The following is a 12,705-nucleotide window of genomic DNA, read 5'->3' as shown; positions in this document are numbered from 1 at the left end:
GGAAAGCGGGCAAGGAGCCTTGCATGGGTGTGACCGAAGTGCATCTGCACGACCGCCTGACCCGCCTGAGCCTGGCCCCGGAACTGGGCGCCAGCCTGGTCAACTGGCAAGTGAAGGCGACCGGCCAGGCATTGCTGCGCCATTCTGATTGCGACGCGCTGGCCAGCGGTTCCCCACGCCGCCTGGCCTGCTACCCGCTGGCGCCTTGGTCCAACCGCGTCGGCGAGGGTGGCTTTGCCCGGCCCGGGGGCTGGCAGGCATTGGCGCCGAATACCACGCATGATCCCTACCCGATCCATGGCAGTGCCTGGCAGCAGGCCTGGCAGGTAGCCCGGCACAGCGAACGGCATGCGCGGCTGACGCTGCGCAGCGCAGTACCCTTTGCCTACCAGGCAGCGCTGGACATTCATCTGGATGAAGGCGCCCTGCAGCTGGACCTGCAGGTTACCCATCTGGATACGCAGGCGACCTGGTATGGGTTGGGGCTGCATCCATACTTTCCCCGATACCCCGACACCAGGCTGTATGCGCCAGCGCATAAGGTGTGGCTGGCAGACATGGGACGCTTGCCTTCGTATCAGGCGCCGGTACCTCATCGATGGTGTTTCAATACGATGGGGGTTTTGCCGGAGGCGATCGTTGACCACGCCTTCAGTGGCTGGCCGGGAGAATGCGTGATCGAACAACCCAGCGCCGGCTACCGACTGGCGTGCCGTGCCAGCGGCGCGCAGCACTTCCTGTTGTTCTGCCCGCAAGGGCAAGGTTTTTTCTGCTTCGAACCGGTCAGCCATCCGGTCAATGCGCACCACCTGCCGGGGCGGCCGGGGTTACGCCTGTTGCAGCACGGAGAGGCGATGAGCCTGACATTCACAATGCAGTACCAGGCGCTGTAGGGGTGCTGGGGTATCAATCCAGCTGCTGAGCCCTCAGCGCCTGCGCCAGCATGTCGATGAACGCCCGGACCTTGGCCGAACCGTACTTGCTCTCCCGGTGCAACACATGGATCGGCCAAGGCGCCTCCTCGTACTCGGCCAGGAGCACCTGCAGCTGCCCACTGGCCAGTTCGTCCGCGACCTGGTACGACAGCAGGCGGGCAATGCCCAACCCGCCACTGGCGGCGGCGATCGCCCCGTCATTGCTGGTAACGGTCAAGCGGGGCTTCACGCGCACCAAGGTCGGTTCCTCGGCCACCCCGAAGCGCCAGCCGGCGCGTGGCGACAGGTTGGTGGTGCCGATCACCGCATGCCCGGCCAGGTCGGACGGGTGCTTCGGCACGCCATGGCGCGCCAGGTATTCGGGAGAGGCACACAGCATGCGCCGGACCCTGCCCACCCGCAGCGCTTTCAACCCGGAGTCGGGCAAGGGGCCGATGCGAACGGCCACATCCATGCCTTCTTCGACCATGTTGACGATGCGGTCGAGGAAGTACGCGGATACATCCACTTCAGGGTACTGCTGCAGGTAACGGACGATACACGGCATGACGAATTTCTTGCCGAACAGGATGGGCGCGGTGACGGCCAGGTCGCCCTTGGGCGTCGAGTTGATGCCGGCGGCAGCTTCGTTGGCCTCGTGGATGCTGGCGAGGATATGCCGGGTGTCTTCCAGGTAGCGGCTACCGGCTTCGGTCAAGCGGACGCTGCGGGTGGTGCGCAGCAGCAACTTGACTCCGAGCTGTTCTTCCAGGGCGCTGACGGCGCGAGTGACCGCAGCCGGGGAAATGTCCAGGCGCCGAGCAGCGGCGGCGAAGCTTTCCAGTTCGCCGGTGGCGACGAACACCTTCATCAGGTGGATCTGGTCCATGCGGGCTCCTGGTGGGCATGAGGTGCCGGGATTATCTTTCATCTGGGCGTTTTCTGCTGCCTGTTGCGGCCACGGGCCGCGCCTGCAACAGCCCGCGGAAGAAGCAGGCGAATCAGGCATCCAATATCAACGCTTGCCCGCCTTCTTCCACCTTCGCCGGCACGGCACAACAGATCAGCACCGAACCGGCTTCCGGCAATTCGGCCGGCGGGTTCGGGTAATGCACCTGGCCACTCACCAGCCGGGTCTTGCAGGTACCGCACGATCCGCCTCGGCAACTGAATTCCGGGGCCAATCCGCGTGCCTCGGCCAGCTCCAGCAGCGTGCCGCTACCGGGCGCCCAGCGCGCCTCCTTGGCCGAAGCGGCAAAGTATACTGGCACCGGCTCGCTGGCCGCAGGCGGCTGCTGCAGGCTGGGCTGGCCCGCGTCGGTGTGCCGCCGAAGCGTCGAAGGGCCGAAGGCTTCGGCGTGGATCCGCGCATCCGGTACATGCACCCCGCGCAGCCCCTCATACAACTGCTGGGTAAAACTGCCCGGGCCGCACAGGTAGAAATCGTAGTCGCCCAGCGCCAGCGTTGCCTTGACCTGCTCGATCCCCAGCCGACCAGCGAACTGGTAATCACGGCCGATCAGCGCGTGCTCTTCCGGCTGGCTAAGGGCACGGTGCACCTGAAGCAGGCCGCCGGCTTGCTGTCGCAAGCGTGCCAGTTCCTCAGCAAACGGCAGGTCAGCCAGGCTGCGCGCGCCATGGAACAAGTGGACGGGCCGTGCCTGCCCCTTGCTCAGCTGCTCGCGCAGCATGGCCAGTAATGGCGTGATTCCCACTCCCGCGCCAATCAGCACCAGCGGCCGGGTGCTGTGCGGGTCCAGCACGAAGCTGCCCATCGGCGCGCGTACATTCAGCACATCGCCGGCGCCAATGCGCTCATGCAAGTGCCGCGACGCCGGGCCCTGGGCTTTGACGCTGATGCGCAGGTAGCGGTCGGAAGGCGCGCTGGACAAACTGTAGGTGCGGATCAGCGGTGCCTCGCCAGCGAACTGCAATTGCACCGGCACATGCTGCCCCGCGGCAAAGGTCACCTTGCTGCCGGCAGGCGGTTCCAAGTAGAACGATCGGATATCGCGGCTTTCCTGTTCTACCCGCAGCACACGCCACGGCTGCCATTGGCGCTGCTGCTGACGTTGTTGCAGGCGCGCTTCGGCCTCTTCCCAGGTGCCGGTCGCCAGGCTGGTCGGCGCATATTCCTTGAATGCCCAGCGCAGAGACACGGCAGCCGGGCGCCACACCACCTGCTCGACATCCAGCGTCCACAAGCGCTCGGCGCCCTCGAACGCCTGGCTGGCGGGGTTGTCCAGGAGGATTTCGGTGCGTCCGTAGAGCTGCAACACATTGCCCTTAGCGAAGTCGATGAACAGCAACCCTGCGCGTGGGTTCACCAGCAGGTTGCCCAACGTGTTGAAATGCAGGTTGCCGGCATAGTCGGGAATGGTCAGGCGGTTGCCTTCGACCTTGATGAAGCCAGGCCGGCCGCCACGGTGGGAGACATCCACCGAACGCTGGCCATCGCCATGCTCGATATAGCTGGCGACAAAAAAAGTGTCGGCTGCCCGGATCATGCCGACAGCCGCTGCATCCAGCATCGCCGCATCGACACGCCCCTGGGCGGGCTCGACGACGCGCGTGTACTCGCGCAACTGGATGTACTGCGGGCAGTTGCCGAACGACTGCTCGACCGTAACCTGCAGTGGGCCGTTGCCACCTTGGTGGATCTGCCCGTTGAGGCGGTTGCGCCGACGGGTGTGCAGTTCGATCCCCAGCAGGCCGACTGCTTGCCCGGCACTCAGCCCGGCGCTAGCGGGGTCGTCTGCCGGCAACTGGGTGTCGATCGTCAGCTGCCGAGGGTCCGGCGAGCTGACGAAGCCTTCCGGCCCTTCCAGCACGGTCGCCCAAGGGCGGCCCTGGGCATCCACGCTGGCGGCGATCATGAACGGCAGCTGATGATAGAAGGTACGATGCTGCTCGGGCATGTAGTCGCGAATCACCTTCTGCCCGAACGCCTCCATGCGCTCCGCGACACCGACCTTTTCCTGCAGGGTTTTCTCGCCCGCGTGCCAGGGCGAGGGGCGGTGGTCCGGGTTCTGTTGCATGGCGGCGTTCCTCGTCGTGGCGAAGTGTCAGGCGCTGGTCTGCAAGCCGATCACGGTACGCGGCATCGGTACGAAGCCCGGCAGCGCCTCGACCCTTGCCAGCCAGTTGCGTACGTTGGCATAGGGCTCCAGCGACACGTTGCCTTCTGGTGCGTGGGCGATGTACGAGTAGTTGGCGATGTCTGCGATGGTCGGGGTATTACCCGCCAGGAAGGGTGCCTTGGCCAGTTCGGCGTCGATCACCTTGAGCAAGGTGTGGGCGCGGGTAATCACTTCATCGGTATTGAATGAAGCACCGAATACCGTCACCAGGCGGGCGGCGGCAGGGCCGAATGCCAGCGGGCCGGCAGCCACCGACAACCAGCGTTGTACGCGGGCGGCGGCGGCAGGCTCCTCGGGCAGCCAGGTGCCATTGCCATACTTCTTCGCCAGGTAGACAAGGATGGCGTTGGAATCGGCAATCACCGTGCCGTTGTCATCAATGACCGGCACCTGGCCGAACGGGTTCAGCGCAAGGAAGTCGGGCTGTTTGTGCGCACCTTTGGCCAGGTCGACGAGGACCAGTTCGGTAGGCAGGTTCAGCAGCGAAAGCATCAGCTCGATGCGGTGGGCGTGGCCGGACTTGGGGAAGTTGTAAAGCTTGATCGGGTTCGACATGGGCTTGGCTCCTGGTCAGCTCCGGGGTGGGCTGATGGAGCACATGCTGCACGGGTTCGCCTGGCAACAGAATCAGTGCGCCAGGGAAACCATAATTTCGCCTGGCGGAATAATCGTGGCACAGGCGCCGACCAGAGCCCCCGCAAGCATCCGCCTCAGGGCACCCGCTGGATTCAGTGCAGCTTGAAGTACCGGAATAGCCCGCGTGCAGCCTCGACCACCTGCGGTACGCAGGCCTGGATGTCGTCTTCGCTCATCTGGTCCAGCAGCTCGAAGTTATCCTCCAGCCCATGCAGCGAAATGGCCTTGAGCAACTGGTCCTGCTCCGCAGGCAGCGGCTTCCAGCCAGCGACCTGAGTGCCGCGCATGTAGCCAAAGCACCACTCCTCCATCACGATCACCATGCCCTGCTCGCCTTCGCTTTCCTCGAACAGCGGCTCGAACCGATCGATGTCATCACCCAGTTCTTCCGCCACCTGGTTGGCGTAGCGCAGCATCAACGCCGTATAGGCCTCTTCGTGCGCCGGTTTCTTGAATTTCGGCACCTTGCCACCTGCCACCACGGGCAGCCATTGCTCCGGGGTGACGGTGACCGGTGAGCTGGCCAGTGCGGTGAAAAAACCATTGAGCTCGGCCAGGTTCAACACCGAGTAATCGTTGCCGTAGGTGATCAGCAGGTCTTCAAGGCGGTCGAGTTCTTTTTCGCTGAGGGCGGGTAGCATGGGTGGACATCCTGGGAAGCAAAAGTGTGTGCACCCTAGCACAGAACCGCCCAAGGGCTGCCCGCGGTTGTCGTCCCGCGGGCAGTTTGGTCAGCCTGGCAACAGGCTGTGCAGCAGGTGCTGCCTGCCGCTACCGATCAGCAACCACAAGAGAATGCGACACTTGCGCGGGCAAAGCTGCCCGGCCATGTGTACACCTTTGCCTTGCAGGTCGACCTCGCCTCCGGCAAAGCCATAGGTGGCGCGGGCTGTAGGGCCGCTGCCTGTGCGGGTGGCGACGAGCACCGGCAAGGCGGGCACCAGCGTATCCAGCACCTGGGCCCAACAAGCGGAAACATGCCCTGCGCCAAATCCGGCAATGACCAGCCCCTCGTAACCGAGCGTGGCAACCGCCTGTAACAACGCCGTATCCGCGTCCAGGCAGGCTTCCAGCAGTGCAACGCGATGTTCGGTGCGTTGCGGTAGCGGCAGTACCTCCCGCCGTGTAGCCGGTTGGCGATAGACCACCGCGCCCTCGACGACATCGCCCAGCGCGCCACCACCGGGCGACTCGAATGCAGCCATCGACAGGCTGGCGGTCTTGCGCACCCTTGCGGCGCTGTGGACCTGTTCATTCATCAACACCAATACGCCGCGCCCACGGCTGCCCGCCGCCAGGGCAACTTGCGCCGCACCCAGCAGGTTGGCCGGGCCGTCGCAGCCCGGCTGGCTGGCCGCGCGCATGGCACCGGTCATCACGACTGGTGCATCGAACGGCCACAGCAGATCGAGGAAATACGCCGTTTCCTCAAGGCTGTCGGTTCCTTGGGTCAGAATTACCGCCTGCGCTCCACGCTCTACCTCTGCGTGCGCCCAGGCCAGCACCTCAAGCAGCGCCGCAAAGCCCAGCGAGGCACTGGGCAGCAGGCCCAGCGTGACCATTTCAAGCTCGGCCATCTCGCGCAGTTGCGGCACGCTTGCCAGCAATGCGTCGCAACCAAGCCTGGGCACCACCGCGCAGCCATGGGCGCTTGCCTGCATGCTTGCCGTGCCCCCCAGGCTGGCAATCGACAGCTTGGGCAGATGCGTTTGCTCGCTCATGCTGCACCTCCCGCAAACCAGCCAACCAGCGGCACGATCCCCAGCGTACTGATGGCCATCGACAGCACATTTCCAATGTAGCCATGCATGTAGGCCGGCAAACGCTGGGTAATGGCCGCTGCCAATGGCGGAGCTACCAGCGCGCCCAGCACTGCGCTGCCCACCACTACTTGCCAGCTACCGCCATGGGTGAGCACGGCGGCCGGGACGATCGAGACGATGGGGATGTAAGTGGGATACCAACCGCGCGCCTGCCATTGACCATGCCAGAGCAGAACCCCGACCAATGATGCCAATGCCTGGCCGGCAACCATTGGTATCAGCAGCAGCGACCCGTAGGCCGGCGCTGCCGGGGCCAGCAGGTAAGCCAGAAGCACGCCCAGCAGCAGCCCGAGACTGGCCAGCTCATTACCGAAGAATGGCGCTTCGCTGAAATCGGCCAAAACCCGTCGCAAGGTCCAGACAACGCCGTAATCGGGTTGCGCAGCAACGGGGTCGCGTACTGCAGGCTTGTGGCTGTGCCGCACCCATGACGGAAAGCGCCGGCACAGCATGAACGCCACCAGGCTTGCCAACGCCATGCCACTGACGTTGCCGATTACCACCGGCAGCTGCAGCGGATAACACAGGTAGTTGACCATCAACAGACTGGCCGGGGTGACCAGCAACGCTCCCAGCAGTGCGCCGCTGAGCGTGACCCGCCAGCCCGCGCCGTACAGCAGCACCATGGCTGCCGGCAACGATACGAAGGCAACGAAGGTCGGCTGCCAGGTGCCACTGGCCAAGGTCCAGCCCCAGAACGCGTGGCTGAGCAGCAGGCCCAACAGCGAGCTGGTAAACACCCATGGCCATAGTCCGCTGCCATAGCAGATGGCAAAACCCTGCCAGCGATATCCGTGCACATGGGCCAGGTGCGCCAGGCAAGCCCCCAGCAGCAAGCCCAGGGCGGGCAGTTCGTGCTTGTAGAACGCCACCTCACTGATATCACCGACGATCCAGCGCAGCCGGCTCAGTGGCTGATCGACTGTCGCCGCCAGTTGCGTGTAGTCCGGCCATTGGCCGTGGGCGAGGCTGGCAGCCAGTGCCCCCAGCAGGCTGACGAACAGCACCAGGGGCAAATGCTTCCGATCCAGAGCATGCAAGGTTTTCATGTGCCACCTCCTCAACGCGGCATTGCGGCATGCAGGCGGTAACCAAGGGTCGCGTCATAGAGATCGGTACGGCGGTCCCGAGGCAGGTCGTTGAGGCTGTTCCAGATCGGTGCCGAGCGGGCATTGCTGAGGTCGACATCGGCGAAGACAATGCTCTCCTCTTCGGCACTGGCCACCTCGCCGATGGGCCAGCCATTGCTACCGGCAATCAACGAACAACCGAGGAAGCGCCCACCCCGCTCATGGCCTATGCGGTTGGCTGCGGCAATGTAGAGGTTGTTGACGTGTGCCGCGGTCATGGTCAGGTAGGAAGCCATGCAGCGCCCCGTGTCATCGAACAACGGTGGTGGGGTCCACACCCAGTTGTTCAGGCTGCAGATGATATCGGCACCTTGTGCTGCCATCAGCCGTGGCACTTCAGGGAACCAGATGTCCCAGCAGATCAGCAGGCCGATACGCCCGAGCGGTGTCTCGAATACCGGAAAACCCAGGTTGCCAGGGGTGAACCAGAGCTTCTCCTGATTCCATAGGTGGGCCTTGCGGTAATGGCCTAGCAGGCCTTCAGGGCCGAACAGTACGGCACTGTCGTAGAGCTTCAGCCCGTCGCGTTCGGCAAAACCTGCGGCCAGGTAGACCTGATATTCCCTGGCAAAATCCGCCCAGGCGTTCAGGCTGATACCTGCCTCTAGCGTTTCGGCGTGGGCATAGGCTTCTGCGCGGGTGTGGAAGGTGTAGCCGGTGTTGGCCAGCTCAGGTAGCACGATCAGGTTGGCGCCTTCTTGCGCGGCGCGACGGGCCAATGCCAGGCCTTTGCTCAGGTTGCCGTCGCAATGCTCAAGCCCGACCTGCGGGTCGTATTGAATGACGGCGATGCGAACTGGACTGACGGCGGGACAGTGTGCAGACATGGCAGCTTCCTTCTTGTGGTTGTTTTGGAAGGACGCCAGTAAAACGGGGCTGGGCTGGGGAGCGACAGTCAGGACACTCCCACCAGCTCGAAGGAAAGGAAGAGAGACATTGTAGGAATGGCCCTACAATCAACACGCTAACAGCCTTGGATCCTGACTTGATAATGCGGGTAATGGTCCAGGGTGAAACCACCGTGAAACTGTGCTGATGTTCTATCGCAAAGGTTGATCACGACATCCACAGCCGTTCGTAAACACGGCTCGGTCCAGCCGGCGTCAACAGAGAAGGACTCTCCAGCCAGATACAGGCCTGACAGGGCGCTGAAATCGCGGTTGTATTTCATCAGGTTTACCGCATCGTAATAAGTGCCTGCCCGGTACAGCTTTGCACATCCCAAGGCGTTCTTATCTGTCATCCACCGTTGTATGCGGATGTTGCGAGTGTCAATGTAGGGTGATATGGCCTCGCCTATGTTGCTACACCGCAGCAGAATTCGATCAAGCTCGTTCACGCATTTCTGCCCCAACTGCGCGTCGGAAAACGCGGCCAGCTTCGTTGCATCGTCCTCCCAGGTATAACTCAGCAGGATGCAGTCCTCTGGATAATTATCGTTGTATCGATAGGCATACACGTCGTGGACAAAACTGTCGGTTACCAGGATCTGGGGCAAAGCCGACTTACGGTCGAGGAAGCGCTTGCTCAGCGGAGCATAGACCTTGCAGCTGGTCTCCCAATGGGCATGCTTCCAGGCATCCACGATTGTCTGCGGCAGGATCTGTCGATTGAAACCGTCAAGCCGGATGTTGGTTTCGATCAACCACGACGGGGTAGTCAGGATCACACTGTCGAAGTCTTCGTAGTGGAGGCTTTCTTCAAGCGGATCGCTGCAGTGCCAACGATAACCGACCCGCAACTGACCATTCTCCAGTTTCTGCAACGAACAGACCGAGGTGTCGGTGAGTAGCCCATCCTCTCGTTGCAACAGGTGGTCGTACAGCGAGGTGCCGCTCAGTCCGATGTCTAGAAACATAAGACTTTCATCCAGCGCCGCGAGCCCGATATAGGCTGGCCCCTGAAACATCAACCCTCTGCTGTCCGGGACACGGCTGGCTTCGAGGTGCGGTGCCGCATAGGGCACGCCCTCTTGATCAACACGCCCATGTACCAACTGCAAGTGGCTACTGAAGCCAAAGATTGCTGTACGCAGCGGATACAGGCAACAGACGTCATAGAACGCTCCCCAACTGCCATCTCCAATGCCGATCGCATAGAAGATTGCCGATTCGTCGCTGCTCATGCCCAACCCACCAAAGTCTCCAGGCTTTGCTGGATCCCAAGCCGCAAGGGCGGGTAGATGCACCAGTTCTCTAAACGATAACCGGTGATAGCGTTCAACGATGGCCGACCACATCGACTCCCAGCCACAAGTGCCATAAACCGTAGCGATACGCTCGGCGAAACGCGTCGCAAAATGGTGCCACTTGTCATAGACCTGTTGAAGTATCGGGGTGGGTGGGGGTGTATTGCCTTCCGGGTTACGCCAGATCAGCAACGCAGGATCGCCACCACCCTCCAACTGGCCATCACGAAGGTATATCCCCGTGGCATTGACCCACGGCGTCCCCGGATTCGGAAAATCGGAAATGCGCAGGTCGAACAGCTTGGCGTAGTAGGCCATAAGCGAGTGCCCGTCTTTTGGGGCTTCACCAGTCCTGTTGAAAAACGGCATGCGCATGGCCCCCATTTCGAAAGGGGTTGCCGGCTGCTTGTGATTTCCTGTGCTGTTCACCAAGGTCAGGTGACGCCCACCCACACGCTGGGACTGCTCGATCAAGGAGACCCGGGTAAAGCCGCAGCGCAATAGTTCTCGAGCCGCAGTCAGCCCGGTAATACCAGCACCGACGATGCAGATTCGGTGGTCTGGCTGGGTGGCTCGTGCAACGCCTCCTTCCTGTTCGATCAGACGGCGGTAGTCAAAGCAGAGATCAGGAGGGTTGGGGTAACGTGCGGCCCACGGTTGCATGGGCAGGGAGGGCTCGATGGCGAGGTCTGCAGGATGGTTGTGTGTTGAACCGATGGTCATGTTCGTGTGCTCTTCATGGGTTGAAGAACCGAGCATGAAAAATTACCCAATGGGTAAAGGGGTTATTGATTACCACCAGCCGGCAGCCACAGGATCGGAGATATCTGTGGCTGCCGGAGAGCCATCAACTGGACTGTTACGCTTTACACCGCCAGCGCGCGCTCACGCAGCTCGCTGTTGAGAATGCGGTCGTTTTCGCTGTAGTCGACCGGGCAGTCGATCACGTGCACGCCCGGGGTCTTGATGCAGTGCTCGAGCAGCGGCAGCAGGCCGTCGGCGCTTTCCACGCGGTGGCCGTTGGCACCGTAGGCTTCGGCGTACTTGACGAAGTCCGGGTTGCCGTAGTCCAGGCCGAAATCGGTGAAGCCCATGTTGGCCTGTTTCCAGCGGATCATGCCATAGCCGTCGTCACGCAGGATCACCACGGTGATGTGCATGCCCAGGCGTACTGCCGTTTCCAGCTCCTGGCTGTTCATCATGAAGCCACCGTCGCCGCACACCGAAATCACCGGGCGGTCCGGGTGCACCAGGTGCGCCGCCATCGCCGATGGCAGGCCGGCGCCCATGGTCGCCAGGGCGTTGTCCAGCAGCACGGTGTTAGGCTTGTGCGCCTTGTAGTTGCGGGCGAACCAGATCTTGTAGATACCGTTGTCCAAGGCCACGATGCCTTCGGACGGCAGCACACGACGGATGTCGGCCACCAGGCGCTGCGGGTAGACCGGGAAGCGGTTGTCGTCGGCGCCTTCGGCGATCTGCGCTTCGTTGGCTTCGCGGATAGCCATCAGGCGGGTGAAGTCCCAGTGCGAGGTGTCGTTCAGCGCTTCGCCGATCTGCCAGACGGCGTTGGCGATGTCACCGATCACTTCCACCTGTGGGAAGTACACGGCATCGACTTCGGCAGAGCGGAAGTTGATGTGGATGACTTCGGTGCCGCCACGCACCATGAAGAATGGCGGCTTCTCGATCACGTCGTGACCGATGTTGACGATCAGGTCGGCGGCCTCGATCGCGCGGTGAACGAAGTCGCCGGACGACAGCGCAGCGTTGCCGAGGAAGCGCGGGTGGCGCTCGTCGACCACACCTTTACCCATTTGCGTGGTGATGAACGGGATGCCGGTCTTGTCGATCAGTTGCTTGAGGACCTTGGCGGTCATCTTGCGGTTGGCGCCGGCGCCGATCACCAGGATCGGGTTGCGCGCGTTCAGCAGCTTCTGCACGGCCGCCTCGACGGCCTTGTGCTCGGCCAGTGGTCTACGGTGCAGGCTCGGTGGGATCGGCAGGCTGTCGGTCTGCTCGGCAGCGATGTCTTCCGGCAGCTCCAGGTGCACCGCACCCGGCTTTTCTTCTTCAGCCAGGCGGAACGCTTCGCGCATGCGCGCAGGGATATTGTCAGCCGAGGCGAACTGGTGAGTGTACTTGGTGATGGGGTCCATCATGCCGCACACGTCGATGATCTGGAAACGGCCCTGCTTGGACTTCTTGATCGGTTTCTGGCCGGTGATCATCATCATCGGCATGCCGCCCAGGAAGGCGTAGGCGCTGGCGGTAACCAGGTTGGTCGCCCCGGGGCCGAGGGTGGACAGGCTGACGCCGGTCTTGCCGGTCAGGCGGCCGTAGGTGGCAGCCATGAAACCTGCGGACTGCTCGTGACGGGTCAGGACCAGCTTGATCTTCGACTTGCGCAGGGATTCCAGCAGGTCGAGGTTTTCTTCACCGGGAATGCCGAATACATACTCGACACCTTCGTTTTCCAGGCATTGCACAACGACATCGGCGGCCTTGGCCATCTTGCTTGCTACCTCAAGTGATGGGACGGTGGAAGTCCGGAAATGCGCAGCACGGTACGCTGGCATCGCTTGGCTCAGGGCCAGAAGTACCCCGAATCAAAGTCTTGACGAAGGGTCGGTGCGGAAAAGTCACGCTGATGTGGCAGGAATGTTGTCGAGCACTGGAGGAGCGCGTCTTTTTTGCGCCACAAAGACAAAACCCCACCTGCATACGCAGATAGGGGTTTTGCGAAATGAATCTTGACGATGACCTACTCTCACATGGGGAAGCCCCACACTACCATCGGCGATGCATCGTTTCACTGCTGAGTTCGGGATGGGATCAGGTGGTTCCAATGCTCTATGGTCGTCAAGAAATTCTGTT

The 12,705-nt window shown here is 62.3% G+C and carries 10 protein-coding genes and 1 rRNA gene; 1 reads left to right on the top strand and 10 read right to left on the bottom strand.

Going from position 1 to position 12,705, the window contains the following annotated elements; genetic code table 11:
• Positions 1-23: 23 nt before the first annotated feature.
• Positions 24-893, top strand: coding sequence for an aldose 1-epimerase (locus tag ACVWZT_RS14795; protein WP_457470015.1), 870 nt, complete (start codon positions 24-26; stop codon positions 891-893).
• Between the two features lie 13 nt (positions 894-906).
• Here ACVWZT_RS14795 and ACVWZT_RS14790 read toward each other — a convergent pair whose 3' ends face one another.
• The 10 genes from ACVWZT_RS14790 to rrf form a co-directional block, all read right to left on the bottom strand.
• Positions 907-1,803 (bottom strand): LysR family transcriptional regulator, encoded by an 897-nt coding sequence (locus tag ACVWZT_RS14790; RefSeq protein ID WP_296233978.1) that lies wholly within the window; start codon positions 1,801-1,803, stop codon positions 907-909.
• A 112-nt stretch (positions 1,804-1,915) separates the two neighbouring features.
• Entirely contained in the window at positions 1,916-3,952 is a 2,037-nt protein-coding gene (locus ACVWZT_RS14785; RefSeq protein ID WP_457470013.1) for a pyridoxamine 5'-phosphate oxidase family protein, read from the bottom strand.
• A 27-nt stretch (positions 3,953-3,979) separates the two neighbouring features.
• Positions 3,980-4,609 carry a glutathione S-transferase family protein gene (locus ACVWZT_RS14780; protein WP_296233976.1) on the bottom strand — a complete coding sequence of 210 codons (630 nt, stop codon included), beginning with the start codon at positions 4,607-4,609 and terminating at the stop codon, positions 3,980-3,982.
• Between the two features lie 173 nt (positions 4,610-4,782).
• Positions 4,783-5,331, bottom strand: coding sequence for a UPF0149 family protein (locus ACVWZT_RS14775; protein ID WP_457470011.1), 549 nt, complete (start codon positions 5,329-5,331; stop codon positions 4,783-4,785).
• Positions 5,332-5,421: 90 nt separating this feature from the next.
• Positions 5,422-6,411 carry an asparaginase gene (locus ACVWZT_RS14770; RefSeq protein ID WP_457470009.1) on the bottom strand — a complete coding sequence of 330 codons (990 nt, stop codon included), beginning with the start codon at positions 6,409-6,411 and terminating at the stop codon, positions 5,422-5,424.
• Positions 6,408-7,562 (bottom strand): hypothetical protein, encoded by a 1,155-nt coding sequence (locus ACVWZT_RS14765; RefSeq protein ID WP_457470007.1) that lies wholly within the window; start codon positions 7,560-7,562, stop codon positions 6,408-6,410. The genes ACVWZT_RS14770 and ACVWZT_RS14765 overlap by 4 nt, the downstream gene beginning before the upstream one ends.
• Positions 7,563-7,573: 11 nt before the next feature.
• The gene (locus ACVWZT_RS14760) at positions 7,574-8,470 is read right to left on the bottom strand and encodes a nitrilase family protein (RefSeq protein ID WP_457470005.1); all 897 of its coding nucleotides are present in this window, start codon (positions 8,468-8,470) and stop codon (positions 7,574-7,576) included.
• Between the two features lie 137 nt (positions 8,471-8,607).
• Positions 8,608-10,554 (bottom strand): flavin monoamine oxidase family protein, encoded by a 1,947-nt coding sequence (locus ACVWZT_RS14755; protein WP_457470003.1) that lies wholly within the window; start codon positions 10,552-10,554, stop codon positions 8,608-8,610.
• Between the two features lie 143 nt (positions 10,555-10,697).
• On the bottom strand, positions 10,698-12,341 hold the full coding sequence (locus ACVWZT_RS14750) for an acetolactate synthase large subunit (protein WP_457470001.1): 1,644 nt from the start codon (positions 12,339-12,341) through the stop codon (positions 10,698-10,700).
• A gap of 238 nt (positions 12,342-12,579) precedes the next feature.
• A 5S ribosomal RNA gene (rrf, locus tag ACVWZT_RS14745) occupies positions 12,580-12,695 on the bottom strand.
• Positions 12,696-12,705: the final 10 nt, after the last annotated feature.

The organism is Pseudomonas sp. TE21394 (assembly GCF_054057835.1).
Note: the sequence above shows the minus strand (reverse complement) of the source record. Positions and strands in the feature narration are given on the sequence as shown.

Excerpts from the sequence above, each read along its gene's own strand:
- ACVWZT_RS14795 (WP_457470015.1), top strand. The coding sequence starts at position 24 with ATGGGTGTGACCGAAGTGCATCTGCACGACCGCCTGACCCGCCTGAGC.
- ACVWZT_RS14790 (WP_296233978.1), bottom strand. The coding sequence starts at position 1,803 with ATGGACCAGATCCACCTGATGAAGGTGTTCGTCGCCACCGGCGAACTG.
- ACVWZT_RS14785 (WP_457470013.1), bottom strand. The coding sequence starts at position 3,952 with ATGCAACAGAACCCGGACCACCGCCCCTCGCCCTGGCACGCGGGCGAG.
- ACVWZT_RS14780 (WP_296233976.1), bottom strand. The coding sequence starts at position 4,609 with ATGTCGAACCCGATCAAGCTTTACAACTTCCCCAAGTCCGGCCACGCC.
- ACVWZT_RS14775 (WP_457470011.1), bottom strand. The coding sequence starts at position 5,331 with ATGCTACCCGCCCTCAGCGAAAAAGAACTCGACCGCCTTGAAGACCTG.
- ACVWZT_RS14770 (WP_457470009.1), bottom strand. The coding sequence starts at position 6,411 with ATGAGCGAGCAAACGCATCTGCCCAAGCTGTCGATTGCCAGCCTGGGG.
- ACVWZT_RS14765 (WP_457470007.1), bottom strand. The coding sequence starts at position 7,562 with ATGAAAACCTTGCATGCTCTGGATCGGAAGCATTTGCCCCTGGTGCTG.
- ACVWZT_RS14760 (WP_457470005.1), bottom strand. The coding sequence starts at position 8,470 with ATGTCTGCACACTGTCCCGCCGTCAGTCCAGTTCGCATCGCCGTCATT.
- ACVWZT_RS14755 (WP_457470003.1), bottom strand. The coding sequence starts at position 10,554 with ATGACCATCGGTTCAACACACAACCATCCTGCAGACCTCGCCATCGAG.
- ACVWZT_RS14750 (WP_457470001.1), bottom strand. The coding sequence starts at position 12,341 with ATGGCCAAGGCCGCCGATGTCGTTGTGCAATGCCTGGAAAACGAAGGT.